Consider the following 24800-nt stretch of genomic DNA (forward strand, 5'->3'; position numbering starts at 1 on the left):
TAGGCTCGACGGCATGTACTTGCAGAGCCTTGCCCTGATCGAGAACTGGCCGGTTTCCGCCGCCGCGGCGGCCGTCGTACGCGCCGACGGGACTCTCCTCGGTGCCCACGGCCCGGTCGGGCGGCGGTTCCCGCTGGCCTCGGTCACCAAGCCGCTCGCCGCGTACGCAGCCCTCGTCGCGTACGAGGAGGGGGCGATCGAGATCGACGAGCCGGCCGGGCCGCCCGGGGCCACGGTCCGTCATCTGCTCGCGCACACCTCGGGGCTGGCCTTCGACGAGCACCGGGTGACCGCCCCGCCCGGGGAGCGGCGGCTGTACTCCAACGCCGGGTTCGAACAGCTCGGGGACCACATCGCCAAGGCGACGGAGATCCCGTTCGCCGAGTACCTGCGGCAGGCGGTGCTGGAGCCGCTGGGGATGGTCTCGACGACTCTGGACGGCTCCCCGGCCAAGGACGGCGTCTCCACCGTGGACGACCTCGCGCGGTTCGCGGCGGAGGTCCAGGCGCCGCGGCTGCTGGACCCCCGCACGGTCGCCGAGGCGATGACGGTCCAGTACCCGGGCACCAAGGGCGTGCTGCCGGGGTACGGCCACCGGAACCCGAACGACTGGGGGCTGGGCTTCGAGATCCGTGACGGCAAGTCGCCGCACTGGACGGGCGCTTCGTCCTCGCCGCGGACCTTCGGTCACTTCGGCCAGTCGGGTACGTTCCTGTGGACCGACCCGGACGCGGGGGTGGCCTGCGTGGCCCTGACCGACCGTGCGTTCGGGCCCTGGGCCGTCGAGGCGTGGCCGGTGTTCACGGACGCGGTGCTGGCGGAGCTGCGGGGCTGAGCCTCTTTCGCCCCCGCCGCCCCTTCCCGTCCCGTCCCCAGGGGGCTCCGCCCCCCCTGGAACCCCCGGCCTTCGCCCACCCACCACCCGACTCGGTCGGATGAGAGGTCAGCCTTTCAAGAAACCGAGTCGGGTGGTGGGTGGGCATAGGTCCGGGGGTCTGGGGGCGGAGCCCCCAGTGGCGGCACGTAGGCCGGTCAGCCTGGCAGCTCCCAGATCAGCAGCTCCGCCCCCGTCACCCCCACCGCCTCCAGATCCTTCGCGTCCGTGATCCGTGCCGCGTCGCCCGGCCCCAACTCCTCGCCGTCCAGGCTCACTTCACCGCGTACGACATGCACGTACGCGCACGTCGCGTCCGGCACCGCCGTCCGCTCCCCCGCCCCCAGGCGCCGTACATGGAGCATCGCGCCCGCCTCGGGGACGGCGTACGGCGTGGAGTCCGCGATGCCGTGGACGATCTCGTACGACGGGTCGCCGCCCGGCTCCAGCGGGGCCAGCCACATCTGGACGAAGGTCACGGGGTCCGGACCGTCGTTGCGCTCGACGTGCCGGACGCCCGCCGCCGAGCTCAGGTGCTGGACGTCACCGGCGCGTACGACCGTCTCGTGGCCCGTGGAGTCGCGGTGGGTCAGTTCGCCCTCGACCACCCAGGTGACGATCTCGGTGTGGCTGTGCGGGTGCTCGTCGAAGCCGGCACCGGGGGCGAGCCGCTCCTCGTTGCAGGCGATCAGCGCGCCGAAGCGGAGGTTGCCGGGGTCGTAGTGCGGGCCGAAGGAGAAGGCGTGGAGCGACTCGATTCCGGCCTCCGGGTCACCGCCTCGGTAGCGCTCCGTGGCACGCCGTACGTCCATCACGCACACCACCGTAGTCCTCACCCGGCACCCGGGGACGCGTACTCCCGTCCGGATAAGGCAGTCTTGTCCCGTGCCCGAACCCGAAACCCACGCCGGCGATCCCGCCGCGCCCGACGCCCACCCGCACCCCGCGACCCTGAAGCGGCTGGAGAAGTCGTCCGGGCGTCTCGCCGCGCAGGCCATCCAGCGCATGGACGAGACGCTGTCGTGGTACCGGGTGATGCCCCCGGAGAACCGTTCCTGGATCGGGCTCGTCGCCCAGGCCGGTATCGCCGCCTTCACCGAGTGGTTCCGGCACCCCGACGCCCCGCAGGCCATCTCCACCGACGTCTTCGGTACCGCCCCCCGCGAGTTGACCAGGGCCATCACCCTGCGGCAGACCGTCGAGATGGTGCGCACCACGATCGAGGTCATGGAGTCGGCCATCGACGAGGTGGCGGCTCCCGGGGACGAGAACGTGCTGCGCGAGGCGCTGCTCGTGTACGCCCGCGAGATCGCCTTCGCCACCGCCCAGGTCTACGCCCAGGCCGCCGAGGCACGCGGTGCCTGGGACGCGCGCCTGGAGTCGCTCGTCGTGAACGCCGTGCTCAGCGGGGAGGCCGACGAGGGCGCCGTCAGCCGGGCCGCCGCCCTCGGCTGGAACTCCCCCGAGCATGTGTGCGTGGTGCTGGGGACGGCTCCCGACGGTGACAGCGAACTGACCGTCGAGGCCATCCGGCGGGCCGCCCGACACGCCAAGCTCCAGGTTCTTACGGGGGTGCTCGGAGCCCGGCTCGTGGTCATCGCGGGCGGCAGCGACAACCCGCTCGCCGTCGCCAAGTCGCTGATCGGACCGTTCGCCGCCGGGCCGGTGGTGGCGGGGCCCGTCGTACCGGATCTGCTGGCCGCGACCCGCTCCGCGCAGGCCGCCGCGGCCGGCCTCAAAGCGTGTTCTGCCTGGCAGGACGCCCCGCGGCCGGTGCTGGCGGACGACCTGCTTCCGGAGCGCGCGATGGCCGGGGACCCCGCGGCCCGTGATCAGTTGGTGGAGGAGATCTACAGACCACTGGAGGAGGCCGGCTCGGCGCTGCTCGAAACGCTCGCGGTCTATCTCGAACAGGCGAGCAGTCTCGAAGGCGCCGCCCGCATGCTCTTCGTCCACCCCAACACCGTGCGCTACCGGCTCCGACGTGTGACTGACGTCACCGGCTGGTCGCCTTCCGATGTACGGTCGGCGTTCACGCTGCGGATCGCGCTGATCCTGGGGCGTCTGGCCGACGGGGATCTTCAGACCTAGCCTTTTGTCGGGGGTCTACAAAACCCCCTCGTGTTCTTCGTCCTTGTCCCCACGGGCGGCAGTGGCCGTCCACAAGAGAGAGTGTGAGAGTGCTCGTACTCGTCGCTCCCGGCCAGGGCGCCCAGACGCCCGGCTTCCTGACCCCCTGGCTCGAACTCCCCGGTGCCGCGGACCGCGTCGCCGCGTGGTCCGACGTCATCGGACTGGACCTCGCCCGTTACGGCACGCAGGCCGACGCGGACGAGATCCGGGACACGGCCGTCGCCCAGCCGCTCCTCGTGGCGGCCGGAATCCTGTCCGCCGCGGCACTCGGTGACGTGTCGCCGGGCGCCGTCGCGGGACACAGCGTCGGCGAGATCACCGCCGCCGCCTTCGCGGGTGTCCTGGACGACACCGCCGCGCTGACCCTCGTACGCAGGCGGGGCCTGGCGATGGCCGAGGCCGCCGCCGTCACCGAGACCGGGATGTCGGCGCTGCTCGGCGGCGACCCCGAGGTGAGCGTCGCGCACCTGGAGAAGCTCGGTCTGACCCCGGCGAACGTCAACGGCGCGGGCCAGATCGTGGCCGCGGGCACGCTGGAGCAGCTCGCGGTGCTCAACGACGACAAGCCCGAGGGCGTCCGCAAGGTCGTCCCGCTCAAGGTGGCAGGCGCCTTCCACACGCACCACATGGCCCCCGCGGTCGACGCGCTGGCGAAGGCCGCCGAGGCCCTGACGCCCGCCGACCCGAAGATCGTCTACGTCTCCAACAAGGACGGCAAGGCCGTCGACACGGGCGCCGAGATCGTCGCGCGCCTGGTCGGCCAGGTCGCCAACCCGGTCCGCTGGGACCTGTGCATGGAAACCTTCAAGGCGCTCGGCGTGACCGCCCTCATCGAGGTGTGCCCCGGCGGCACACTGACCGGGCTCGCCAAGCGTGCGCTGCCCGGCGTGAAGACGCTGGCTCTGAAGACCCCCGACGACCTCGACGCCGCTCGCGCGCTCATCGCCGAGACAGCCACACCTGCCGCTGACGCGGCGGGCGCCTGACAAGGAGCCTGGAGAGCATGTCGAAGATCAAGCCCAGCAAGGGCGCCCCGTACGCGCGGATCCTCGGTGTGGGCGGCTACCGTCCCACCCGGGTCGTGCCGAACGAGGTGATCCTCGAGACGATCGACTCCTCCGACGAGTGGATCCGCTCGCGCTCCGGCATCGAGACCCGGCACTGGGCGAACGACGAGGAGACCGTCGCCGCCATGTCGATCGAGGCGTCCGGCAAGGCGATCGCCGACGCCGGGATCTCCGTCGAGCAGATCGGGGCCGTGGTCGTCTCGACCGTCTCGCACTTCAAGCAGACGCCGGCCGTCGCCACCGAGATCGCCGACAAGCTCGGCACCGACAAGGCCGCCGCGTTCGACATCTCGGCGGGCTGCGCGGGCTTCGGCTACGGCCTCACCCTCGCCAAGGGCATGGTCGTCGAGGGCTCGGCGGAGTACGTCCTCGTCATCGGTGTGGAGCGGCTGTCCGACCTGACCGACCTGGAGGACCGGGCCACGGCCTTCCTGTTCGGGGACGGCGCGGGTGCGGTCGTGGTGGGTCCCTCGGCGGAGCCCGCGATGGGCCCGACCGTCTGGGGCTCGGAGGGCGACAAGTCCGACACCATCAAGCAGACCGTGCCGTGGACGGACTACCGCGACGGCGAGGTCGCCAAGTTCCCGGCGATCACCCAGGAGGGCCAGGCGGTGTTCCGCTGGGCCGTGTTCGAGATGGCGAAGGTCGCCCAGCAGGCGCTGGACGCGGCCGGGATCAGCTCGGACGACCTGGACGTCTTCATTCCGCACCAGGCCAACGAGCGGATCATCGACTCGATGGTGAAGACTCTCAAGCTGCCGGAGCACGTCATGGTCGCGCGTGACGTACGCACCACCGGCAACACCTCGGCCGCCTCGATCCCGCTCGCGATGGAGCGGCTTCTGGCGACCGGCGAGGCGAAGAGCGGCGACACCGCGCTCGTCATCGGATTCGGGGCGGGTCTCGTGTACGCCGCGACGGTCGTTACCCTCCCCTAGGCACTCCGTACCGGATCATGCGGTCCGGTACGGGAAACGCACCACCTGCCGCTCACGCGGTGGATGCCACACCCTCTGATTACTACGAAGGAGCGCCTGACATGGCCGCCACTCAGGAAGAGATCGTCGCCGGTCTCGCCGACATCGTGAACGAGATCGCCGGCATCCCGGTTGAGGACGTCCAGCTGGACAAGTCCTTCACCGACGACCTGGACGTCGACTCGCTGTCCATGGTCGAGGTCGTCGTCGCCGCCGAGGAGCGCTTCGACGTCAAGATCCCCGACGAGGACGTCAAGAACCTCAAGACGGTCGGCGACGCGACCAACTACATCCTCAAGAACCAGGCCTGATCCTCTAGGCCCGGAGCCTGGCCCCGCCACCCGGCGGTGGCGCCGCTGAATCCTCGTATCCGTTGGAGAAAGAATTCCCGTGAGCTCGACCAATCGCACCGTGGTCGTCACCGGTATCGGCGCAACCACACCGCTGGGTGGCGACGCAGCCTCTACCTGGGAGGGCCTGGTCGCCGGCAGGTCCGGCGTCAAGCCCCTGGAGCAGGAGTGGGCCGCCGAACAGGCGGTCCGCATCGCCGCTCAGATCGCCGTGGAGCCGACCGAGGTCATCCCGCGGCCACAGGCCCGCCGACTGGACCGATCGGCGCAGTTCGCGCTGATCGCCGCCAAGGAGGCGTGGGCGGACGCAGGTTTCACCGCGACGGCGGGTGACGACAGTGCCGTCGACCCCGACCGGCTCGGTGCCGTCATCGCCTCCGGCATCGGCGGCGTGACGACCCTGCTCGACCAGTACGACGTGCTGAAGGAGAAGGGCGTCCGCCGCGTCTCCCCGCACACCGTCCCCATGCTGATGCCGAACAGCCCCTCCGCCAACGTGGGCCTGCTCGTGGGCGCCCGTGCGGGCGTGCACACGCCGGTCTCCGCGTGCGCGTCGGGCGCCGAGGCCATCGGCTACGCCATCGAGATGATCCGTACCGGCCGTGCCGACGTCGTCGTCGCGGGTGGCACGGAGGCGGCGATCCACCCGCTGCCCATCGCCGCGTTCGGCAACATGATGGCGATGTCCAAGAACAACGACGACCCCGAGGGCGCCTCGCGTCCCTACGACACCGGCCGCGACGGCTTCGTCATGGGCGAGGGCGCCGGCGTGATCGTCCTGGAGTCCGCCGAGCACGCCGCCAAGCGCGGTGCGCGGGTGTACGCCGAGGCGGTCGGCCAGGGCATCTCCGCCGACGGTCACGACATCGTGCAGCCGGAGCCGGAGGGGCGTGGCATCTCGCACGCCCTGCAGAACCTGCTGGAGCGCACCGACCTGGATCCGGCCGAGATCATGCACGTCAACGCGCATGCCACCTCGACGCCGGCCGGTGACGTGGCCGAGCTGAAGGCGCTGCGCAAGGTGTTCGGCGACGACGCCGACCACATGGCGGTCTCCGCAACCAAGTCGATGACCGGTCACCTGCTGGGTGGCGCCGGCGGTGTGGAGTCGGTGGCGACGGTTCTCGCCCTGTACCACCGGATCGCCCCGCCGACCATCAACGTCGAGAACCTCGACCCGGAGGCCGAGGCCAACGCCGACATCGTGCGCAACGAGGCCCGGAAGCTGCCGGTCGAGGGCCGTATCGCCGCGCTGAACGACTCGTTCGGCTTCGGCGGGCACAACGTGGTGCTGGCGTTCCGTACGGTCTGATCTCTGCCGTGAACGGCGAGTGGCCCGAACCCCGGTCGGGGTCGGGCCACTCGCCGTTTTGGTGTGCGCCCCTGGAAGCCTCACACCACCTGGTGGAGCCAGCGGACCGGCGCGCCCTCGCCCGCGTACCTGAACGGCTCCAGCTCGTCGTCCCACGGCTTGCCCAGGAGCTTGGACAGTTCCGCCTCCAAGTCCGTCTCTCCCCGCTGGGAACGGACGAGAGCAGCCCTCAGCCGGTCCTCGGGGATGAGGATGTCGCCGTGGATGCCGGTCACGGCGTGGAAGATGCCGAGGCCGGGGGTGCAGCTGTAGCGCTCGCCCTCGGCGGTGGCGCAGGGCTCGGCGGTGACCTCGAAGCGCAGGAGGTGCCAGCCTCTCAGCGCGGAGGCCAGCTTGGAGGCGGTGCCGGCCTGGGCCTGCCAGGAGAACTCCGAGCGCCAGGTGCCGGGCGCGGCGGGCTGCCGGATCCAGTCGAGGTTGACGCGTGTGCCGAGCACCCCGGCGACGGCCCACTCGACGTGCGGGCACAGCGCGCGCGGCGCGGAGTGCACGTACAGAACTCCACGTGTCGTCACCGGGACCTCCGGGCAGAGCGGGACATCTTGCGAACTGGCGGACGGCAGTGGCCGGGCAGCCACGTTGATGGCGAGGCTACCGTGCGGCGGCGCAAGGAGTGTGACGTACCGTCGGTCCCAGTGCCGTGAAACCCCCGCCATTCACCCGGCAGGACGCTGGTTCGGGTGCGAAGCGTTGCGTGGCGGCCGCCGGGAACTCCCGCGCGTTGTTATGGACGGACGACCTTTTCCACGTTTCATGTCATCACCCGACCACGCAGCACCCGACGATCGAGGGGATCACCACCGGATGCGGAAGCAGGGACAACGCTCGCGCGCCGTTCTCGCCGTCCTGGCCGCGGCCGTCCTGGGCGTCACCGGCTGTGACGCCGTCGGTGGCAACTCGCCGGGGCCGAGCGGCACCGGGGCGCAGAAGGCGAAGCCGTCCCCGAAGCCGACGCCGGCCTGGGACAGCAGCCCGGCGTCGGTCGCCGCCGTCGGGGACTCCATCACCCGCGGTTTCGACGCGTGCTCGGTGCTGTCGGACTGCCCCGAGGTGTCGTGGGCGACGGGCAGCAGCGCCAAGGTCGACAGTCTCGCCGTACGGCTGCTGGGGAAGGCGAAGGCGGCCGAGCGGAGTTGGAACTACGCCGTGACCGGAGCGCGGATGGCGGACCTGCCCGGTCAGATGGCTCAGGCGGCGACGAGGAAGCCCGGGCTGGTGGCGGTGATGGTGGGGGCGAACGACGCCTGCCGGTCCAGCACCTCGGCGATGACGTCCGTGGCCGGCTTCCGCGCCGACTTCGAGGACGCGATGAACACGCTGCGCAAGGCTTCCCCCAAGGCGCAGGTGTACGTGGCGAGCGTGCCGAACCTGAAGCGGTTGTGGTCCGAGGGCCGTACCAGCCCGACGGGCAAGCAGGTGTGGAAGCTGGGCCTGTGCCCGTCGATGCTGGCCGATCCGGACGCCCTGGACGCGACGGCGACCGAGCGGCGCAACACCGTGCAGCAGCGGGTGGAGGACTACAACGAGGTGCTGGAGGAGGTCTGCGCGGAGGACCGCCACTGTCGCTTCGACGGGGGCGCGGTCTACGCCTTCCGCTTCGGCACCGCCCAGCTGAGCCAGTGGGACTGGTTCCACCCGAGCGTGAACGGCCAGGCGCGGCTCGCGGAAATCGCCTTTCGCACGGTGACGGGCAAGAAGGCGTGACGCCCGGTTCGTGACTTAGGGTTCCGAACATGAACGAACTCTTCGGAACACTTTCCGACGGCACTCCTGTTCAGCGCTGGACCCTGGAGCGGGCGGGGGTGCGCGTGCGGGTCCTGTCGTACGGCGGGATCGTGCAGTCGGTGGAGGTCCCGGACCGGGAGGGGCGCGCCGGGAACGTGGTGCTGGGGTTCGGGGATCTCGACGGCTATGTCACCCACCCGGACCCCTACTTGGGCGCCCTGGTCGGGCGGTACGCGAACCGGATCGCGGGCGGCCGCTTCCCGCTGGACGGCCGGACGTACGCGCTCGCGCGCAACAACCCGCCCAACTCCCTGCACGGCGGCGAGCGCGGCTTCGACAAGCGGGTGTGGGACGTGGCGCCGGTCGAGCACGGCGTGCGGCTGAGCCGGGTCGCCGCTCACGGCGAGGAGGGCTTCCCGGGGCGCGTGGAGGTCTCGGCGACGTACACGCTGGAGGAGTCCGGTGCGCTGCTGATCGCGTACGAGGCGGTCACCGACGCGCCGACCATCGTGAACCTGACCAACCACAGCTACTTCAACCTCGGCGGGTCGGGGAACGCGGGCGGGCACGAACTGCGGATCGCCGCCTCCCGGTTCACCCCGGTGGACGCGGACCTGATCCCGACCGGGGTCCTGGAGGAGGTGGCGGACACGCGCTTCGACTTCCGGGAGGCGCGGAAGGTCGGATCCGGGTACGACCACAACTTCGTGCTCGACAAGGGCCTGACGCGGACGCCTGTCGAGGTCGCCGAGCTGCACGAGCTCGCGTCCGGCCGGGTCCTCACCGTGGCGACCACCGAGCCCGGCCTCCAGCTGTACACCGCGGACCACCTCGGCGAGCCCTTCGCCCCCGGCGACGGCATCGCGCTGGAGACCCAGCACTTCCCGGACTCCCCCAACCGCCCGGAGTTCCCGGGCACGGTGCTGCGGCCGGGCGAGGTGTACCGGTCGGAGACGGTGTACGGGTTCTCGGTCCGTTAGACGTTCCGCCGTCGGACGTTCTCTTCGCGCGTTGGACGTCATGAGCCCCGGCCCAGGGGTCAGGACCCGGGCCGGGGCTGGTCGTGGGGAAACCTGTCCCGGATCAGACGTTAATCGTCGCGGTGAGCCGGCGGTCCGAGATCGAGCGGCTCACCTGGATCTCGTACGAACCCTTCACAAACGACCAGGACCCCTCCTCGTCGTCCCAGACCTCGAAGGCGCGGCGCGGGATCTCCACGGTGGCCTCGACGGTCTCGCCCGCGGCGGCGGCCACCCCGGCGAAGCCGGCCAGCCTGCGGGCCGGGCGCCCGGCGTCGGGATCGCCGGGGGCCAGGTAGACCTGGACGACCTCGCGGCCGGGGCGGGTGCCCGAGTTGCGCAGGCGGACCCGGACGGTGGTGCCCCGCACCTCGACCGACTCGTAGGTCCAGTCGGTGTAGCCGAGGCCGTGGCCGAAGGGGTACGCGGGGGTGCGGCCCTGCTTCTCCCAGGCCGGGTAGCCGATGAAGACGCCCTCGCTGTACGGGATCTCGCCGTGGTCCGGGACGACCTGGGTGACCGGGGCGTCGGCGAGGCTGCCCCAGGTGCTGGGGAGGCGCCCGCCGGGTTCGTGGACGCCGGTCAGCACGTCGGCGAGGGCGTCGCCGCCCTCCTGGCCGGGGAACCAGCTCAGCAGGACGGCGGCCACCTCGTCGCGCCAGGGCAGTTCGACCGGGGAACCGGCGTTGACGACCACGACCGTGTTCGGGTTGGCGGCGGCGACCGCGCGGACCAGGTCGTCCTGGCGGCCGGGGAGGGTGAGGTCGGTGCGGTCGAAGCCCTCGGACTCGACGCGTTCGGTGGTGGCGACCACGACGACGGCGGTGTCGGCGGCGCGGGCGGCCTCGACCGCCTCGGCGATCAGCTCGTCGGGGTCGCGCTGCGGTTCCTGGTGGGCGAGGGCGAAGGAGAGGACCTTCATCGGGAGGCCGTCGGGCAGCTGGACGACGTGGGTGAGGGAGACCTCGACCGGGCGGCCCGCGGTGAGTTCGACCCGCGCGCGGGGCTCGGGGGCGCCGAAGAAGGTGAGGAACGGGTCGTCATTGGCGGGGCGTTGGACGTCGTCGTAGTAGGTGGTGCCGTCGACGCGCAGGGTGAAGGCGCCGAGGCCCTTGATGCCGAAGGTGTGGGCGCCGCTGTCGCGCGGGGTGAAGATGCCGGTCAGCTTGACGGTGTGGAGACGGTCGTGCGTGACGCCCTCGGGAAGGTCATCGCCCATCCACTGGAGCTGGCCGTTCGGCGCGGAGGCGGTGCCGATGACCTGGCCGTCGGCGTCGCGGCAGACGGCCCGCAGCTCGAAGCCCTTCTCCGCGACGGCGAGTTCGGTGTTCGGGTCGGCGCCGACGGCGTAGGTGAGGGCGCCTTCGGAAAGGGCGGCGGTGAGGCCGTCGAGCGGGGAGACGATCCGTGCCGGGAAGACGGTGGCGGAGCCGCCGCCGAGGACGCGGGCGTCGCGGGCGGCGGCACCGATGAGGGCGACCGTCCCCGGCTTCAGCGGAAGTGCCTGGTTCTCGTTGCGCACCAGGACGAAGGAGCGGTGGGCGATCTCGCGGGCCAGGGCCTCGCCGTCGACGGTGCCGGGCAGTTCGGTGACGGCCGGCTCGGCGCCCTCCAGGATGCCGACGCGGGCGGCGAGCCGCAGGACGTTGCGGATGGCGCCGTCGACCTTGGCCTCGTCCACCTCGCCGTCGCGTACGGCCTGGGCGAGCGCGTCGCCGTAGACGGTGTGCGGGCCCGGCATGGCCACGTCCAGGCCGCCGCTGATGGCGGCGGTGGTGGAGCGGGCGGCGGTCCAGTCGGAGACGTTGAAGCCGTCGAAGCCCCATTCGCCGCGCAGGATCTCGTTCACTAGGTGGTGGTGCTCGGTCATCGTCGTGCCGTTGACCGAGTTGTAGGCGGTCATGATGCCCCAGGGGTGGGCGTTCGCGACGATCGCCTCGAAGGGGGCGAGGTACAGCTCGCGCAGGGTGCGCTCGCTGAGCAGGTTGTTCACCGTGAAGCGGTCGGTCTCGGCGTCGTTGGCGACGAAGTGCTTGACGGTGGTGCCGACGCCGCCGGACTGGACCCCGGCCACGTAGCCGGAGCCGATCAGGCCCGTGAGGTACGGGTCCTCGCTGTACGCCTCGAAGTGGCGGCCGCCGAGCGGGGAGCGGTGCAGGTTGACCGTGGGGGCGAGCAGGACGTGGACGCCCTTGCGGCGGGCCTCCTGGGCGAGCAGGACGCCGGCGCGGCGGGCGAGCTCCGGGTCCCAGGTGGCGGCCAGCGCGGTCGGGGAGGGCAGCGCGATGGACGGGTCGTCGGCGGTCCAGCGCACGCCGCGGACGCCGATGGGGCCGTCCGACATGACGAGGGACTGCAGGCCGATCTCCGGCAGGGCGGGCAGGGACCATGCGTCCTGGCCGGCCAGCAGCCGGGCCTTGGCGTCCAGGTCGAGCCGGCTCAGGGCCGCCTCCACGGCCGCCTCCAGGTCCGGGGATGTCGGGGTTCCCGCCATGGCGGTGCCTCCTCGTTGAAGTCCGTGCGGTCCTCTCATCCTGCCTCGCCCACCTGTAGAGTGGTAGGTTTCGTTATTCTGCCGTTATATATGCCTGGGTCGGGTGTCGTACGGTGACGGCATGGGCGCCAGAGTCAGGAGCGAGGAGCGGCGGGCCGCCATCGTCACGGCCGCGCTGGAGGTGATCGCCGAGCGCGGCTACCGGGGCGCGAGCCTCGCGGCGGTGGCCGAGCGGGTGGGGCTGACCCAGCAGGGGCTGCTGCACTACTTCCCGACGAAGGACGCGCTGCTGGTCGCCGTGCTGGAGGAGCGGGACCGCTGGGACGCCGTGCCGGCCCGGCGGTTGCGGCTGGACCTGCTGGCCTCGCTCGTCGAGTACAACGCGATGCGGCCCGGCATCGTCCAGACCTTCTCGGCGCTGCTCGGCGAGAGCGTGACCGAAGGGCATCCGGCGCGCGGCTACTTCACCGAGCGCTACGCGCAGGTGCGGGCGAGCATGGCGCAGATCCTGCGCGCCGAGTACGGCGACCGGCTGCCGAACGGACTCACACCGGAGCGCACGGCCCCGCTGCTGGTCGCGGTGATGGACGGCCTGCAGTACCAGTGGCTGCTGGACCCGGAGTCGGTCGACATGCCGGGGGCGTTCCGGGACTTCCTCGCGATGCTCGGCGAGGCCTCCTAGGTACGCGTACTCAGGCGCTCACCCCCTCTCCCGGACGACGATGAGCCCTATGAGGGGGAGAAACATCATCGCGGTACTCGCTCTGCTGCCCGTCAACATCGCCGCCGTGGGCTACGGGTGGCTGGCGGTCGGCATGACCGGGTGGGCGGCGGGCGTCAACGACGAGCCGTACGAACCGCCGTCGGCCGAACTGGGCACGGTCTGCGGGGTGGTGGCGGTCGTCGGTGTGGTGCTGTGGCTGGCCCGGCTGCGTGGGGCCGCGGTGTTCCAGGTGGTTCCGCTGCTCGTGCTCACCCTGCTGATGGCGCCCTCATGATGGCGCCCTCCTGAGTCACGCCCCATGGCGTAGACCACTTCCGTCACGCGATACTGCGGCCGTTCGCACCCCACGCGCCCCACCGCGACGGAAGGAACTGAACTCCCGTGAACTCCATACGTGTTCGGATCGGCGTGCTCGGACTGGCCCTGGTGGCCGGCCTGGCGGCCCCCACGCAGGCGTCCGCCGCCGAGGCGGTCCTCACGCCCACCGTCGAGGAGCAGCGGCTCGACCGGGCGGTGCCGCAGGAGATCCTCCGGCGGTCCGGATTCGACGCCCTGACCGGACAGTTCGCCCGGGAACTCGGTGCGGCCCGCTCCTATGCCGAGGCGCGGCGGATCGTCGTCCGGGAGGGGTCCGCGCTGTGGCGGCGGGCCGTCCGGCGGGCGCAGGGGCGGGGGCCGGCGGGCGGGGACCTCAGCCGGGACGACGACCGGCCGTTGTACTGGGCCCGGCTGGCGATGACGCGGGAGGTGCGCACCTGGGAGCCGGGGTTCGGGTTGGCGGACGGCCGGCGCGCGGCTCTGCTGGGTGAGCTGGAGCGGACCTCGCGCGGTCAGACCGCCGTGCGGTATCCGCAGGGCAAGGGGATCAAGCGGGTTCTCGTCACCGGCTTCGACCCGTTCACGCTGGACCGGGACATCCGGATCTCCAACCCGTCGGGGGCGACCGCGCTCGCGCTCGACGGCACGGTCATCGAGACCGCGGACGGGCCGGCGCGGGTCGAGACCGTCGTCTTCCCGGTGCGCTGGCAGGACTTCACGGCGGGGACGGTGGAGCGGACGCTGCGGCCGTATCTGAGGCGGGTGGATCTCTTCGCCACCGTGAGCCAGGGGCGGGTGGGCCGGTTCGACATCGAGCGGACCAACGGGGCCTGGCGGGGCGGCTTCCCGGACAACGACACCATCGGCCGCACCGAGACCGTCCCGGTCGCCGATCCGGCCTCGCAACCGCAGTGGACGACGACGACCCTGCCGTACGGGAAGATCGTGGCCGCGCAGACCGGGCGGTTCCCCGTGTACGACAACACGAGCGTGACCGAGATCCCGGCGGGTGGCACCGAGGCCGTCGTGCGGGCGGACGGGCCGACGTCCGGGTCGACCGCGCGGGCCGGGGGCGGCGGGAACTACCTGTCCAACGAGATCGCGTACCGGGCCACGCTGTTGCGGGACCGGCTGGGGTTGCGCGAGGTGCTGCCGGGCGGGCATGTGCACACGCCTGTGCTGCAGTTCGGCGCGGGGAACACGGATCCGGCGAGCGGGGTGGTGACGGATGCGGAGTTCGTGCGGAACCGGGTGGACATCATCGCGCAGGTGACGGGGATCGTGCGGGTGGCGGTGGAGGGGGCGTCGGGTTCGTAGGCGGGCCGGGGAGGGGTGTGTTCGGCCCCCGCTAGTCGGCCCGGAGGGCCTTGTCCGTCAGCGCCGGACGGGCTGGGTCGTTCGTCTCCTCGCCCAGGAGCGCCCTGGCCATGAGCGTCGCGCCCGCCACCGCGCCCGGCATCAGGAAGACCGCGACGAAGGGGATGAGGAAGGACACGGCCAGCGGGGTGCCGAAGCCCCAGATCAGCGTCCTGCGGGAGCGGAGGAGGGCGAGGCGGTCGCGGAGTTCGACGCGGCGGCGCTGCAGGGCGACGGAGGTGAGTTCCTGGGTGAGGAAGAAACCGGTGACGAGGAAGCCGATCACCGGGACGACCGTCTGGCCGACGACCGGGACGAAGCCGAGCGCGAAGAGCAGGATCCCCCAGAGCAGGGCGCGCACGAGGATGCGGAGGCTGTCGCGGGCCGAGATCCACAGCTCGGTCCAGAGCGGGAGGCCGGACTCGGGGGCGGTGCCGTCGGGCGAGACGTCCCGGTCGACCTTCTCGGAGAGGTTCTCGTAGAAGGGCTGGCCGATCAGGAGGGTGACCGCGGTGAAGGTGACGACGGAGAGGAGAAGGGCGAGGGCGAACAGCACCGCGGTGAGGAAGCCGCGGAAGAGGCCCGCCCAGGGGCTCGTCCAGTCGTCGGCGAACGGGGTCGCCCACGCGACGAAGTCCTCCCCCCACAGCGCGAGGGCGACGAGGACCGCCGCGTAGAGGACGAGGGTGATCAGGCCCGGGAGGAGGCCGAAGCCGAACTGCCTGCCGTGCCGGGCCACCCAACGTTGGCCCTCCAGGAGGTACTTGAATCCCGCCCCGAGATCGCGCATGGGCGAACTCTATCGGGCGGTCGCCGGCTCACTCGCCGGCCCACCTCACCCGGTGCCGCGCCATCCCGGGCACCCGCGCCGCGAACTGCCCCTTGTTGCGGTTGAGTCGAACAGGTACACCACGCCGTACCGATCTCAGGAAGCCCCTCAGGAGGTACGCGTGCGCACCACGAGAACCGTTCCTGCGAGACCTGTTCTGATCACGGCCCTCGCCGTCACCACGGCGGGCTCACTTCTGCTCAGCCCGCACACCCACCCGAGCCGGTCGACGGGGACGGCGACGGCAACGGGGACGCCAACGGCGTGGTTCGGGTGGTGAATTCGGGGCAGGTGACCGCCGGTGCGCCGGACCACGGGTTCGTGTACGCGCCCGTCTGGTTCACCGACCTCGGGCCGGAGGTCCGGGTGGAGCAGACGTACGGGACCGGGAACCCGCTCGTCTCCGGACACTGGCGGGCGCTGGAGGACGGCTCCGGCGGTCCCGCACAGGCGGCCGGACAGGCCTCGGTCGTCAGCAGCTCGGGGGCCGTTCTGTTCGGCACCGAACCCCTCTTCCGGGACCATCCGAAGGGGGAATTCGCGCAGGTCGCACGGGCGCTGTTCACAGCGGCGCACGCGCGTGGCGGTACAGGTGAGGAGAGCGGATGACACAGGAGATCCACGGCACGGTCGCGGACGGATTCGAGGCGGTACGCGAGGAGTTCGCCGCCTTCGTGGCGGGCGAACTGCCGGACTACGAAGGGCAGTTGTGCGCGTACGTGCAGGGCCGCCAAGTCGTCGACCTGTGGGCGGGGGACGGCGCCGACGCCGGATCCCTCTACGGCGTGTTCTCGTCGACCAAGGGCGCCGCGCACCTCGTGGTCGCGCTCCTCGTGCAGGACGGCACGCTCGAACTGGACCGCAAGGTGACGTACTACTGGCCGGAGTTCGGCGCCGAGGGCAAGGGCGGGCTCACCCTGCGCGATCTGATCGCCCACCGGGCGGGCCTGGTCGGCCTCGACGCCGGATTCAGCCCGCAGGAGCTGGCCGACGACCGGGCGCTCGCCGAACGGCTCGCGGACCAGCGGCCGTTCTGGCGGCCGGGCACGGCCTTCGGCTACCACGCCCTCGTCATCGGCGCGCTCACCGGCGAGGTCGTCCGCCGCGCCACCGGCCGTACGCTCCAGGACGTGTACGAGGAGCGGATCCGCGCCCCGTACGGCCTCGACTTCTTCCTGGGGCTGCCCGAGGCGCTGGAGCCCCGCTACCGGTCCGTGCGGCCGATGGGCCCGACGGCGACGCAACAGGCGCTGCTGGACTCGGTGGCGACCGGCCCGCACACGCTCTCCTCGATCGCGTTCAACCAGCACGTCCCGGACTCGGGTGACCTGGTGGACTACGCCAACTCCCGTGTTGTACGCGCGAAGGGACCGGCGTCGGCGGGCGGGGTGGCCTCCGCTCGCGGGCTCGCCGGGATGTACGCGGCGGCGATCAGCGAGGTGGCCGGGCGGCCGCCGCTGCTGAAGCCGGACACCGTCGCCGAGGTGGGGCAGATCCACTCGACCGGGTACGACCTGGTGGCCCGGGCGCACAAGTCGTACGGGCTCGGCTTCCAGGCGACGGCGGACGTCTGGCACCCGTTCCTGGGCGCCGGGTCCTTCGGGCACAGCGGCGCGGGCGGTTCGCAGGCCTTCGCGGACCCGCGCGGCGGGCTCGCCTACGGTTACACCCGTCGCCGGATGGCGTTCCCCGGCGGGGCGGCGCCGGAGAACGAGCGGTTGGTGCGGGCGGTGCACAACGCGGCGCTCGCCGCGGACAGCAGGTAAAGACGGAGGCCGCACCCCACGTCCAGGGGTGCGGCCTCCGTCGTCGTGAGTGACGAACAGGCTGGGCGAGCGTCACGGTGATGGCGCCGTTCGCCGCCTGCGAGCAGGGGCACGAGCCGCAGGCGTGAAGTCGCCCCACAGTTCCACCGTGGCAGGTGGACCCGTGGACGAACGTCCCGAAGACGTGCCCTGCCAGGTCAGAGCTTGACGATCATCTTCCCGGTGTTGTCGCCCCGCAGGACGCCGAGGAAGGCCTCCAGGTTGTTCTCGATGCCCTCGACGACCGTCTCGCGGTACTTGAGCGCGCCCGAGGCGACCCAGGGGCCGACCTCCTGGACGAACTGCGGCTGGAGGTCGTAGTGGTCGCCGACCAGGAAGCCCTCGATGCGGCCTCGGGTCTGGATGAGGCGGGCCAGGTTCTTCGGGCCGGGAGCGGGCTCGGTGTTGTTGTACACCGAGATCATTCCGCAGACGGCGATCCGGCCGTCGCGGTTGAGGGAGCCGATGGCCGCCTCCAGGTGGTCGCCGCCGACGTTGTCGAAGTAGACGTCGATCCCGTCCGGGGCCGCCTCGCGCAGCTGCTGGGCGACCGGGCCGCTCTTGTAGTTGAAGGCCGCGTCGAAGCCGTACTCCTCGACGAGGAGTTTGACCTTCTCGTCGGAGCCGGCCGAGCCGATGACCCGGGAGGCGCCCTTGAGCTTGGCGATCTGGCCGACCTGGCTGCCGACCGCGCCGGCCGCGCCGGACACGAAGACCGCGTCGCCCTCCTTGAAGGCGGCGGTGCGCAGCAGGCCGGCGTAGGCGGTGAGGCCGGTCATGCCGAGGACGCCGAGGTACGTGGAGAGCGGGGCGGCCTCGGGGTCCACCTTGACCGCCTGCTGGGCGTCGAAGGTGGCGTACTCGCGCCAGCCGCCGAAGTGCAGCACGTGGTCGCCGACGGCGATGCCCTCGGCCTGCGAGGCGACGACCTCGCCGACCGCGCCGCCCTGCATGGCCTTGCCCAGCTCGAAGGGGGCCACGTAGGACTTGGCGGCACTCATCCGGCCGCGCATGTACGGGTCGACCGAGAGGTACGCGTTGCGCACGAGTACCTGGCCGGGGCCGGGCTGCCGGATCTCCGCCTCGGCCAGCTCGAAGTCCTCGGGCTCGGGCCAGCCGACGGGGCGGCTGAGCAGACGCCATTCGCGGCTGGTGGCGGGCGGAGTGCGGGTGTCGGACATGGAAACCGGGCCTTCCTCAAAATACTTCAGTACCTGAAACAACCATGCTCCTGAATATTTCAGGATGTCAAGTAACCGGGTACCCTGGATCCCATGGCCACACCCGAGAAGACCCGCCGACCCGACGCCCTCACCCTGGAAGTCGTCGAACTCATCGGTGACGTCGTGGCGCGCTTCTACGCGGACTTCGAGGACGCGGCCGCCGGACACGCCCTGACCGGCGCGCAGGCCCGACTGCTGAGTCTGCTGTCCCTGGGGCCGCTGCCCATGCGGAAACTGGCCCAGAAACTGAAGTGTGAGCCGTCGAACGTCACCGGGATCGTCGACCGGCTGGAGTCACGGGGCCTGGTGGAACGCCGGCCTGATCCCGCGGACCGCAGGGTGAAGGTGGCCGCCACGACGGAGGAGGGGCGCCGGGTGGCCCGGGAGCTGCGGGAGGGGCTGCGCTTCGCCCGGGAGCCGCTGGCAGGGCTGTCGGACGAGCAGCGGCTGGCTTTGCGGAATTTGCTCCAGCAGATGTTGGAGCAGGATTGCTAGAGGGCGGCTGAAGGCTCCCGGCGCGGTGTTCGCCGGTTGCTCAGCTGCACCACCACAGGAACCGGTCGCACGTCTCCGACGGCGACGGTTCCGCGGCCGGCTCCGACGTCGTCGGGTCGGCCGTCGGGGTCGGAGACTGCGCCGGGGGCGTGGGGTCCGCGGTGGGGGACGGGTCCGGGCCCGAGCCCGTCGCCGCGGACTGGGCCTCCTTGTCGTCCTCGTCCTGCTTCGCCTTGTCGTCCTTCGCGGACTTCGAGGCCGAGGGAGAGGCCGACGCGTCCGGCGAGGCCGAGTCCGACGCGTCCGCTCCCGCATCCGCCGCGCCGGCCGACGGCCGCCCCGTCCCGTCGGCCTCCGGCGACGCCCCGCCCTCCGGAGACTCGCCGCCGGCCACCGCGGGCTTGGGGCCGGAGCCCGGCGCGTCCATGCCCAGTTCCGCCAGGCTCAGTCCGGCTGCCGCCAGGACGAAGCCCGCGGCGATCAGCAGGGTCCGGCGCCGGCGACGCCGGTGCGCGGCGGCTTTGCGGTCGCGGCGACTCGCACCGCCCGCGGGACCGCCGTCCGCCTCGTCATCGTCCTCGACGCCTTCGGGGTCCTCGGGATCATGATGGTCGCCGTGGTCCTCGGTGTCGTCGGGCGCCTCGGCACCCCGGCCACGGCCACGCCCCCGCGCGCGCCGACGGGCCGCCCGGCCGCCGGACGGCTCCGCCGCCGTGGCGCCGGTGTCACCGTCGTCGCCGTCGCCGTCGCTGCCGTCCCGCTCGGCGTCGTCGCCGCTCGCACGCTCGTCGGCGCCGTAGGAGGCGCTTCCGTGGCCGTCTCCGTACGAGACGGGCTCGGGTGCGCCCCCGTACGAAGCGGCCCCGCGGCTGTCCCCGTACGCCGAAGGCGCCTGTCCGCCTCCGTACACGGCGGGGGCCTGTCCGTCCCCGTACGCCGCCGCGGGGGCCTGTCCGTCCCCGTACGCCGCGGTCTCGTCCGTGTAGCCTCCGCCGTACGTTCCGCCCGTCGCGTAGCCCTGGTACGACCCGCCCGGTGCCAGGCCGGCCTGGGCCGGCGCAGGTGGCTGTGGCGCGTGCGCGGGGTGGGGTTCGGCCGGGGTGCCGCATCCAGGGCAGGCGAGGGCGCCGTTGAGGTGCCGTCGGCACGGGAGGCAGTAGTCCATGTCGCGGGAAGGTTAAGTTCCTCTCAGCTGACGTTCATAGTCACAGCTGTGAAAGTTGTGTAGGGAACTATTCGTTCCGGAGAGAAATTCGCGCCAGGACCCATCTTTTTCCAGTCAACCTGCGGCTTCCGGGCAACGCGGCGCCTTCCCGCCCCATCGCGTCGAAACCGCCGCCGACAGCCCTGTCGAAAGCAGTGTCGAAACCGTTACCCGCTCGACCCATTGACACTGCCCTCGCACCATCCTTACTGTCACGCCAGCATTTCGAACGTGTGACGAAATTTCGAACACACGCCAAGTGAGCCGACGAAGCAGACAGACACAAGACGCAGCAAGGGGCTACTGCCGTGCGCATCACCGGAATCAGCACACACGTGGTCGGGACGCCGTGGCGCAACCTGACATACGTCCTGGTCCACACCGACGAGGGCATCACGGGAGTCGGCGAGACCCGGATGCTGGGGCACACCGACGCGCTGATCGGCTATCTGCGAGAGGCCGAGGCCAATCACATTCTGGGCTCCGACCCGTTCGCCACGGAAGACCTGACCCGCCGTATGAAGTACGGCGACTACGGTCGGGCCGGCGAGATCGTGATGTCCGGCATCGCCGTCATCGAGATGGCCTGCTGGGACATCAAGGGCAAGGCCCTCGGCGTGCCGGTGTGGCAGCTGCTGGGCGGCAAGGTGACCGACAAGGTCAAGGCGTACGCCAACGGCTGGTACACCACCGAGCGGACGCCCGAGGCCTACCACAAGGCCGCCAAGGGAGTCATGGAGCGCGGCTACAAGGCGCTCAAGATCGACCCCTTCGGCACCGGGCACTTCGAGCTCGACCACCAGCAGAGCCTGTACGCCGTCTCCCTCATCGAGGCCGTGCGCGACGCCATCGGGCCGGACGCCGAGCTGATGCTGGAGATGCACGGCCGCTTCTCCCCCGCCACCGCCATCCGGCTGGCGAAGGACCTCGCGCCCTTCAAGCCCGCGTGGCTGGAGGAGCCCGTACCGCCGGAGAACCTCAAGGCGCTGGAGAAGGTCGCGGCCAAGGTGGACATCCCGGTCGCCACGGGTGAGCGGATTCACGATCGCATCGAGTTCCGGGAGCTCTTCGAGAGCCAGGCCGTCGACATCATCCAGCCGGACGTCGGTCACATCGGCGGCATCTGGGAGACCCGGAAGCTGGCCGCGACCGCCGAGACGCACTACGTGCTGGTCGCCCCGCACAACGTGGGCGGCCCGGTCCTCACCGCCGCCTCCCTCCAGGTCGGCTTCACCTCCCCGAACTTCAAGATCCTCGAGCACTTCAACGACTTCGCGGACGCGGAGATCAAGAAGGTCGTGAAGGGCGCGCCCGAGGTGATCGACGGGTACTTCCACCTCTCCGACGCTCCCGGTCTGGGTGTCGAGCTGGACGTCGACGCCGCCGCCGAGTTCCCGCAGCAGCAGGCTCGGTTCGACCTGTGGGCCGAGGGCTGGGAGCAGCGCAAGCCGAAGGGCGCCAAGTGAGCACGGCCGTCGTCGTCGAGGCACCGGGCGAGCACCGGCTCGCCGGGCACACGCCCCGCGAGCCCGGCGCCGGTGAGGCGCTGGTGCGCGTGCACGCCGTCGGCATCTGCGGCAGCGACCGTGAGGTGTACCAGGGCAACCGGCCCGAGGGGTACGTCCGCTACCCGCTGACGCCCGGCCACGAGTGGTCCGGGACGGTCGAGCGGGTGGGCGCGGGCGTGCCCGAGTCCCTCGTCGGCCGCAAGGTCGTGGGGGAGGGCTTCCGCAACTGCCAGGTCTGCGACCGCTGTCACGCGGGCGAGACCACGCTGTGCACGGCGGGGTACGAGGAGACCGGGTTCACCCAGCCCGGGGCGATGGCCACCACCCTCACCCTGCCCGCCCGGTTGCTGCACGTCCTGCCGGACGACGCCGACCTGACGGCGGCGGCCCTGCTGGAGCCGGCCGCGTGCATCGCGGCCGCCGCGATCAAGGCGAACGCGCTGCCCGGGGAGCGGGTCGCCGTCGTCGGCACCGGCACCCTCGGCATGTTCGCCGTTCAGTTCCTGAAGGCGGGCTCCCCGGCGGAGCTGCTGGTCGTCGGCACGCGGAACGACCGCGAGACGCTGTCCCGGCGGTTCGGGGCCACCGACTTCCGTACGAAGGACCAGGAGCTCCCCGACGACTTCGACGTCGTCATCGAGACCGCCGGGTCCGCGTCCGCCGCGGGCACCGCCGCCTCCCTGCTCAGGCGGGGCGGGCGGCTGGTCCTGACGGGCATCCCGGCGCCGGGCGCCGAGGGCCTGGACCCGACCGACCTGGTCGTACGGCAGCTGGAGGTGCACACCGTCTTCGGGGCACCGCCGGACGCCTGGGCGCACACGGTGCGGGTGTTCGGGGCCGGGCTGCTCGATCCGCTGCCGCTGGTCACGCACGAGCTGCCGCTCGACGGGTTCCAGGAGGCCATCGAGCTGGTGGGGTCCGGCGACCCGAAGGTGGGCAAGGTGCTGCTCCGCCCCTGAGACGTACGCCGGTACGGAGGCGACCTGACGGCCCTCGTACCGGCGTACACCAATTGCCCCCCACGACTTGAGCCGCGAACCTCGTCCGACATATCGAACACAAAGGACAGCTTGTGACGACCGACGCTTCCGCCACGGCAGCCCGCAGGCCCGGTGAGCAGGCGCTCACCGCTCTCGGCCTGGGCGCGCCCGCCCTCGACCCCGCCGACGCATCACCGCACACCTTCCCCGGTGGCGGCCGCTGGCGCACCGAGATCCCCTCGTGCGAGGGTCCCGAAGCGCTGGCCGTCGTCCTGAAGGAAGCCTCGCGCCTCGACGTGCCGATCCACCGGATCAGCCAGGGCAGTGGCGTGTGGATGCTGACCGACGACGAGATCACCGAGATGGTCGACGCGACGGGCGAGAACGACATCGAGCTCTGCCTGTTCACGGGCCCGCGCGGCACCTGGGACATCGGCGGCTCGACCCGTACCGACTCGCGCGGCGGCGGCCTGCGGGCCCGCGGCCACGACGCGGTCGCCGGGTGCGTCGAGGACGCCGTCCGCGCGACGGAGCTGGGCGTCAAGTGCCTCCTCGTCGCCGACGAGGGCGTGCTGTGGACGCTGCACCGGGCGCGCCGCGCCGGGATCATCCCGGCCGACACCACGCTCAAGGTGTCCGCGCTGATCGGGCCCGTGAACCCGGCCGCGTACGCCGTGTACGAGAACCTGGGCGGTGACTCGATCAACGTGCCCAGCGACCTGACGCTGGACCACCTCACCGAGATCCGGCGGATCTCGGCCGCCCCCATGGACATGTACATCGAGGCCCCCGACGATCTCGGCGGCTATGTGCGGATGTACGAGGTCGCCGAGCTGATCCGGCGCGGCGCGCCGCTGTACCTGAAGTTCGGCCTGTCCAAGGCCCCGGGGATCTACCCGTACGGGCACCACATGCGTGATCTGACCCTGAACACCGCCCGGGAGAGAGTGCGCCGCGGCCGGCTCGCCCTGGACCTCCTGGCGCGGCACGGAGTGGGTGACGACATGGCTCCGCTCGGTACGCGTCTGCCCGGTGATCTGCGTCGGTTCGAAACTCCCTCATAACGTTCCGGACAACGCCCCTTCACAAAAGACGACGCAGCCGCACACAATCCCACACACCCTCTTCTCGGTCTCACCTCGCACTCGTGCCACGCAGCGGCCCCGCAACGCCAGACCGAGCCAGCCCCACACATCAAGGATGATGATCATGCGTACTCGTCGAGCCGCACTGGCCGCCGTAGCCGGAGCCGCCTCCCTCGCCCTCACCCTGTCCGCCTGCGGCCAGAGCAGCGAGGGCGGCAGCGAGGAGGCCTCGGACAGCTCCAAGGGCGCCACCATCGGTATCGCCATGCCCACCAAGTCCTCCGAGCGCTGGATCGCCGACGGCAAGAACGTCGTCGCCGACCTGGAGTCCAAGGGCTACAAGACCAAGCTGGTCTACGGCGAGGACGACCCGGACCAGCAGGTCTCTCAGGTCGAGAACCTGATCACGCAGGGCGTCAAGGCGCTGATCATCGCGGCGATCGACAACAAGTCGATGAACAACGTGCTCCAGCAGGCCAAGGACGCCGACATCCCGGTCGTCTCCTACGACCGCCTGATCCTCGGCACCGAGAACGTCGACTACTACGCCTCCTTCGACAACGAGAAGGTCGGCGAGCTCCAGGGCAACTACATCGTGGAGAAGCTCGGCCTGAAGGACGGCAGCAAGAAGGGCCCGTTCAACATCGAGCTCTTCGCCGGCTCGAACGACGACAACAACACCCGGTACTTCTTCCAGGGCGCGATGAACGTCCTGCAGCCCTACATCGACAAGAAGCAGCTCGTCGTCCGCTCCGGCCAGACCAAGCTGACCCAGGTCAGCACCCTGCGCTGGGACGGCGGAGTCGCCCAGAAGCGCATGGACGACATCCTGACCTCGGCCTACAAGAGCGAGCGGGTCGACGCGGTCCTCTCGCCCTACGACGGCATCTCCATCGGCATCCTCTCCGCGCTGAAGTCGGACGACTACGGCTCCAAGAGCAAGCCGCTGCCGGTCGTCACCGGCCAGGACGCCGAGGTCGCCTCGGTGAAGTCGATCATCGCCGACCAGCAGTCGATGACCGTGTACAAGGACACCCGCGAGCTCGCCAAGGTGTCCTCGAACATGGTCGACGCGCTGCTGAACGACAAGAAGCCCGAGACCAACGACACCAAGACGTACGACAACGGCTCGAAGGTCGTCCCGGCCTACCTGCTGGAGCCGGTCGCCGTCGACAAGGCCAACTACCAGACGGTCGTCGTCGACTCCGGCTACATCAAGGAAAGCGACCTGAAGTAACCGCCACCCCCTAGTGATTGGAAGG

At 71.2% G+C, this 24800-nt stretch carries 23 protein-coding genes and 1 pseudogene; 18 read left to right on the forward strand and 6 right to left on the reverse strand.

Annotated features, from left to right (window positions below):
* Nucleotides 1-13 precede the first annotated feature (13 nt).
* The gene (locus ACZ5XS_RS27535; protein ID WP_468655663.1) at nucleotides 14-835 is read left to right on the forward strand and encodes a serine hydrolase domain-containing protein; all 822 of its coding nucleotides are present in this window, start codon (nucleotides 14-16) and stop codon (nucleotides 833-835) included.
* Nucleotides 836-1032: 197 nt separating this feature from the next.
* Here the strand turns inward: ACZ5XS_RS27535 and ACZ5XS_RS27540 are convergent, their stop codons facing one another.
* The gene (locus tag ACZ5XS_RS27540) at nucleotides 1033-1686 is read right to left on the reverse strand and encodes a pirin family protein (RefSeq protein WP_468655823.1); all 654 of its coding nucleotides are present in this window, start codon (nucleotides 1684-1686) and stop codon (nucleotides 1033-1035) included.
* 73 nt (nucleotides 1687-1759) lie between these two features.
* Between ACZ5XS_RS27540 and ACZ5XS_RS27545 the strand changes: the two genes are divergently transcribed.
* From ACZ5XS_RS27545 to fabF, 5 genes are all read left to right on the forward strand, one after another.
* On the forward strand, nucleotides 1760-2965 hold the full coding sequence (locus ACZ5XS_RS27545; protein WP_468655665.1) for a PucR family transcriptional regulator: 1206 nt from the start codon (nucleotides 1760-1762) through the stop codon (nucleotides 2963-2965).
* An 89-nt stretch (nucleotides 2966-3054) separates the two neighbouring features.
* Entirely contained in the window at nucleotides 3055-3993 is a 939-nt protein-coding gene (locus ACZ5XS_RS27550; protein ID WP_468655667.1) for an ACP S-malonyltransferase, read from the forward strand.
* Nucleotides 3994-4010: 17 nt separating this feature from the next.
* Nucleotides 4011-5012, forward strand: a complete 1002-nt coding sequence (locus ACZ5XS_RS27555; RefSeq protein ID WP_217240546.1) for a ketoacyl-ACP synthase III — start codon at nucleotides 4011-4013, stop codon at nucleotides 5010-5012.
* Nucleotides 5013-5113: 101 nt separating this feature from the next.
* On the forward strand, nucleotides 5114-5362 hold the full coding sequence (locus tag ACZ5XS_RS27560) for an acyl carrier protein (protein WP_351909107.1): 249 nt from the start codon (nucleotides 5114-5116) through the stop codon (nucleotides 5360-5362).
* Nucleotides 5363-5441: 79 nt separating this feature from the next.
* Nucleotides 5442-6713, forward strand: coding sequence for a beta-ketoacyl-ACP synthase II (gene fabF / locus ACZ5XS_RS27565; protein WP_468655670.1), 1272 nt, complete (start codon nucleotides 5442-5444; stop codon nucleotides 6711-6713).
* 80 nt (nucleotides 6714-6793) lie between these two features.
* On the opposite strand, the gene ACZ5XS_RS27570 is transcribed toward fabF, so the two are convergent.
* Complete coding sequence (locus tag ACZ5XS_RS27570) at nucleotides 6794-7288, reverse strand: DUF3145 domain-containing protein (RefSeq protein WP_468655672.1); 495 nt, start codon at nucleotides 7286-7288, stop codon at nucleotides 6794-6796.
* 289 nt (nucleotides 7289-7577) lie between these two features.
* On the opposite strand from ACZ5XS_RS27570, the gene ACZ5XS_RS27575 reads away from it, so the two are divergent.
* Together ACZ5XS_RS27575 and ACZ5XS_RS27580 are read left to right on the forward strand one after the other, a co-directional pair.
* Entirely contained in the window at nucleotides 7578-8477 is a 900-nt protein-coding gene (locus ACZ5XS_RS27575; protein ID WP_468655674.1) for an SGNH/GDSL hydrolase family protein, read from the forward strand.
* Nucleotides 8478-8506: 29 nt separating this feature from the next.
* Nucleotides 8507-9478 (forward strand): aldose epimerase family protein, encoded by a 972-nt coding sequence (locus ACZ5XS_RS27580; protein WP_468655675.1) that lies wholly within the window; start codon nucleotides 8507-8509, stop codon nucleotides 9476-9478.
* Between the two features lie 103 nt (nucleotides 9479-9581).
* On the opposite strand, the gene ACZ5XS_RS27585 is transcribed toward ACZ5XS_RS27580, so the two are convergent.
* Complete coding sequence (locus ACZ5XS_RS27585) at nucleotides 9582-12011, reverse strand: beta-glucosidase H (protein WP_468655677.1); 2430 nt, start codon at nucleotides 12009-12011, stop codon at nucleotides 9582-9584.
* A gap of 103 nt (nucleotides 12012-12114) precedes the next feature.
* On the opposite strand from ACZ5XS_RS27585, the gene ACZ5XS_RS27590 reads away from it, so the two are divergent.
* From ACZ5XS_RS27590 to ACZ5XS_RS27600, 3 genes are all read left to right on the forward strand, one after another.
* Entirely contained in the window at nucleotides 12115-12693 is a 579-nt protein-coding gene (locus ACZ5XS_RS27590) for a TetR/AcrR family transcriptional regulator (protein ID WP_217240540.1), read from the forward strand.
* 49 nt (nucleotides 12694-12742) lie between these two features.
* Nucleotides 12743-13009 (forward strand): hypothetical protein, encoded by a 267-nt coding sequence (locus ACZ5XS_RS27595; RefSeq protein ID WP_468655680.1) that lies wholly within the window; start codon nucleotides 12743-12745, stop codon nucleotides 13007-13009.
* 107 nt (nucleotides 13010-13116) lie between these two features.
* The gene (locus ACZ5XS_RS27600) at nucleotides 13117-14370 is read left to right on the forward strand and encodes a pyroglutamyl-peptidase I (RefSeq protein ID WP_468655682.1); all 1254 of its coding nucleotides are present in this window, start codon (nucleotides 13117-13119) and stop codon (nucleotides 14368-14370) included.
* A gap of 31 nt (nucleotides 14371-14401) precedes the next feature.
* On the opposite strand, the gene ACZ5XS_RS27605 is transcribed toward ACZ5XS_RS27600, so the two are convergent.
* Nucleotides 14402-15199: an EI24 domain-containing protein gene (locus ACZ5XS_RS27605; protein ID WP_468655684.1), complete on the reverse strand. Its 798-nt coding sequence runs from the start codon at nucleotides 15197-15199 to the stop codon at nucleotides 14402-14404.
* Nucleotides 15200-15478: 279 nt separating this feature from the next.
* Between ACZ5XS_RS27605 and ACZ5XS_RS27610 the strand changes: the two are divergent.
* Both ACZ5XS_RS27610 and ACZ5XS_RS27615 read left to right on the forward strand, forming a co-directional pair.
* Nucleotides 15479-15847 (forward strand): annotated as a pseudogene (locus tag ACZ5XS_RS27610) (M14 family zinc carboxypeptidase); the annotation flags it as partial.
* Complete coding sequence (locus ACZ5XS_RS27615) at nucleotides 15844-17004, forward strand: serine hydrolase domain-containing protein (RefSeq protein ID WP_468655686.1); 1161 nt, start codon at nucleotides 15844-15846, stop codon at nucleotides 17002-17004. The pseudogene ACZ5XS_RS27610 and the gene ACZ5XS_RS27615, both read left to right, overlap by 4 nt.
* A 197-nt stretch (nucleotides 17005-17201) precedes the next feature.
* Here ACZ5XS_RS27615 and ACZ5XS_RS27620 read toward each other — a convergent pair whose 3' ends face one another.
* Entirely contained in the window at nucleotides 17202-18224 is a 1023-nt protein-coding gene (locus tag ACZ5XS_RS27620; RefSeq protein ID WP_468655688.1) for an NADP-dependent oxidoreductase, read from the reverse strand.
* Nucleotides 18225-18317: 93 nt separating this feature from the next.
* On the opposite strand from ACZ5XS_RS27620, the gene ACZ5XS_RS27625 reads away from it, so the two are divergent.
* Nucleotides 18318-18761, forward strand: a complete 444-nt coding sequence (locus ACZ5XS_RS27625; protein WP_468655690.1) for a MarR family winged helix-turn-helix transcriptional regulator — start codon at nucleotides 18318-18320, stop codon at nucleotides 18759-18761.
* A 40-nt stretch (nucleotides 18762-18801) separates the two neighbouring features.
* Here the strand turns inward: ACZ5XS_RS27625 and ACZ5XS_RS27630 are convergent, their stop codons facing one another.
* Nucleotides 18802-19926 carry an SCO2400 family protein gene (locus tag ACZ5XS_RS27630; protein WP_468655692.1) on the reverse strand — a complete coding sequence of 375 codons (1125 nt, stop codon included), beginning with the start codon at nucleotides 19924-19926 and terminating at the stop codon, nucleotides 18802-18804.
* Nucleotides 19927-20273: 347 nt separating this feature from the next.
* Here ACZ5XS_RS27630 and ACZ5XS_RS27635 point away from each other — a divergent pair, with 347 nt between their 5' ends.
* From ACZ5XS_RS27635 to chvE, 4 genes are all read left to right on the forward strand, one after another.
* Complete coding sequence (locus ACZ5XS_RS27635) at nucleotides 20274-21431, forward strand: mandelate racemase/muconate lactonizing enzyme family protein (RefSeq protein ID WP_468655694.1); 1158 nt, start codon at nucleotides 20274-20276, stop codon at nucleotides 21429-21431.
* A complete protein-coding gene (locus ACZ5XS_RS27640) occupies nucleotides 21428-22432 on the forward strand; it encodes a zinc-dependent alcohol dehydrogenase (RefSeq protein ID WP_468655696.1) in 1005 nt (334 codons plus the stop codon). The genes ACZ5XS_RS27635 and ACZ5XS_RS27640 overlap by 4 nt, the downstream gene beginning before the upstream one ends.
* 113 nt (nucleotides 22433-22545) lie before the next feature.
* A complete protein-coding gene (locus tag ACZ5XS_RS27645; RefSeq protein WP_468655698.1) occupies nucleotides 22546-23517 on the forward strand; it encodes a glycosyltransferase family protein in 972 nt (323 codons plus the stop codon).
* A 145-nt stretch (nucleotides 23518-23662) separates the two neighbouring features.
* Nucleotides 23663-24775 (forward strand): multiple monosaccharide ABC transporter substrate-binding protein, encoded by a 1113-nt coding sequence (gene chvE / locus ACZ5XS_RS27650; protein ID WP_468655700.1) that lies wholly within the window; start codon nucleotides 23663-23665, stop codon nucleotides 24773-24775.
* The last annotated feature ends 25 nt before the right edge of the window (nucleotides 24776-24800 follow it).

Source organism: Streptomyces sp. NPDC033131 (genome assembly GCF_055578365.1).

Excerpts from the sequence above, each read along its gene's own strand:
- chvE (WP_468655700.1), top strand. The coding sequence starts at position 23,663 with ATGCGTACTCGTCGAGCCGCACTGGCCGCCGTAGCCGGAGCCGCCTCC.
- ACZ5XS_RS27585 (WP_468655677.1), bottom strand. The coding sequence starts at position 12,011 with ATGGCGGGAACCCCGACATCCCCGGACCTGGAGGCGGCCGTGGAGGCG.
- ACZ5XS_RS27625 (WP_468655690.1), top strand. The coding sequence starts at position 18,318 with ATGGCCACACCCGAGAAGACCCGCCGACCCGACGCCCTCACCCTGGAA.
- ACZ5XS_RS27560 (WP_351909107.1), top strand. The coding sequence starts at position 5,114 with ATGGCCGCCACTCAGGAAGAGATCGTCGCCGGTCTCGCCGACATCGTG.
- ACZ5XS_RS27630 (WP_468655692.1), bottom strand. The coding sequence starts at position 19,926 with ATGGACTACTGCCTCCCGTGCCGACGGCACCTCAACGGCGCCCTCGCC.
- ACZ5XS_RS27620 (WP_468655688.1), bottom strand. The coding sequence starts at position 18,224 with ATGTCCGACACCCGCACTCCGCCCGCCACCAGCCGCGAATGGCGTCTG.
- ACZ5XS_RS27580 (WP_468655675.1), top strand. The coding sequence starts at position 8,507 with ATGAACGAACTCTTCGGAACACTTTCCGACGGCACTCCTGTTCAGCGC.
- ACZ5XS_RS27555 (WP_217240546.1), top strand. The coding sequence starts at position 4,011 with ATGTCGAAGATCAAGCCCAGCAAGGGCGCCCCGTACGCGCGGATCCTC.
- ACZ5XS_RS27605 (WP_468655684.1), bottom strand. The coding sequence starts at position 15,199 with ATGCGCGATCTCGGGGCGGGATTCAAGTACCTCCTGGAGGGCCAACGT.
- ACZ5XS_RS27595 (WP_468655680.1), top strand. The coding sequence starts at position 12,743 with ATGAGGGGGAGAAACATCATCGCGGTACTCGCTCTGCTGCCCGTCAAC.
- ACZ5XS_RS27615 (WP_468655686.1), top strand. The coding sequence starts at position 15,844 with ATGACACAGGAGATCCACGGCACGGTCGCGGACGGATTCGAGGCGGTA.
- ACZ5XS_RS27575 (WP_468655674.1), top strand. The coding sequence starts at position 7,578 with ATGCGGAAGCAGGGACAACGCTCGCGCGCCGTTCTCGCCGTCCTGGCC.
- ACZ5XS_RS27535 (WP_468655663.1), top strand. The coding sequence starts at position 14 with ATGTACTTGCAGAGCCTTGCCCTGATCGAGAACTGGCCGGTTTCCGCC.
- ACZ5XS_RS27540 (WP_468655823.1), bottom strand. The coding sequence starts at position 1,686 with ATGGACGTACGGCGTGCCACGGAGCGCTACCGAGGCGGTGACCCGGAG.